This is a genomic window from Geobacillus sp. DSP4a, assembly GCF_013096875.1.
GTDB lineage: Bacteria > Bacillota > Bacilli > Bacillales > Anoxybacillaceae > Geobacillus > Geobacillus thermophilus.
On record NZ_SDLD01000151.1, the window covers coordinates 1 to 868 of the forward strand.

The 868-nt window shown below is 54.5% G+C and carries 1 protein-coding gene; it reads left to right on the forward strand.

Annotation, left to right across the window (positions count from 1 at the left end):
* Positions 1-835, forward strand: an 835-nt coding sequence (locus tag ETC02_RS16745) for an IS1634 family transposase (protein ID WP_171698458.1), incomplete at its 5' end; no start/stop codon positions are given.
* Positions 836-868: the final 33 nt, after the last annotated feature.

Here is an 868-nt window from a genome sequence, read left to right on the forward strand (position 1 = left end):
GGTATGGGAAACGGCCTCGACGTATGAAGGCCACCCCGTTCGGCTGATCGTTGTTGAATCGAGCGCGCTCGACCAGCGAAAAGGAAAGACGCTTGAAAAAGAACGAACCAAAGAAGCGGAGCTTCTTCGCGAGGAACAAGCCCGTTGGGAGCGTCACCCCTTCTCCTGCCGGGAAGATGCCGAACAAGCCTTGGCGTCCCTCAAGGCGTCCCTTCGCCCCCGGTTTCATCGGGTTGAGGCCGCGGTCGAAGAGATCGTACGCCTGAAAAAACGGCGCGGACGGCCGAAAAAAGGGGCGGAACCCGAGGTGGAGACGCTGTATTTCTTGCACCTTGACGTCGAATTCGACCAAGACGCGTGGGAACAGGCGAGACGGAAAGCGTCCCGGTTTGTCCTTGTCACGACCGTTCCGAAGGAATGGAAGGGCCAACCCATGGATGCCCAAGAGATCTTGAAGCTGTATAAAGGGCAGATCTCGGTGGAAATGAACTTCGCTTTTTTGAAAGATCCGTTTTTCACGGATGAGATTTACGTCAAAAAACCAGAACGGGTCGCAGTATTAGGCTATTTGTTTCTGTTGGCCTTGGCTATTTACCGCGTTTTTCAGCGCCGAGTGCGTCAGTTTATTACTCCAGAACACCCGTTGAAGGGTCCTGGAGGCCGCAAGCTGACCCGGCCGACGGGACAGGCGATTTTTCAGCTGTTTCAATATGTGAACGTCGTCCTGTTCAAGCTGCCGGATGGGCGCATCCAACGCTCACTGGATCGCTCCCTTACCCCTGATCAGCGAAGGATTCTGCAGGGATTGGGCATGGATGAGAGCATCTACGTGTAACGTGATACGGAACGACCAGCGATGGTAAAAAAA